At 59.1% G+C, this 232-nt stretch carries 1 protein-coding gene; it reads left to right on the forward strand.

Going from position 1 to position 232, the window contains the following annotated elements:
* Window positions 1-232: DUF2512 family protein (locus tag LD028_RS09605; protein ID WP_237811684.1), on the forward strand; the 232-nt coding region annotated here is incomplete at both ends.

The raw sequence follows: 232 nt of genomic DNA on the forward strand, positions 1-232 counted from the left end.
GCTGACGCTTGTCGCCTATGCGCTCGGCGACTTGTACGTTTTGCCGCGCCTCGGCAACGTTTCGGCGACGATCGCCGATTTTGGCCTCGTATTTGTCGCCACATGGATTGGCATCGGCGCGTTTTATGACATCGCCGGCGGCGCCATTTTAAGCGCAGCGTTTTTCTCCGCCTTGCTCGCTGCGTTCGGGGAGTTGCTGTTTCACGCTTACGTGCTGCGCTTTGTCATCGGC

This window comes from Anoxybacillus sp. LAT27 (assembly GCF_022030075.1).
Taxonomy (GTDB): Bacteria; Bacillota; Bacilli; order Bacillales; family Anoxybacillaceae; genus Anoxybacillus; species Anoxybacillus kestanbolensis.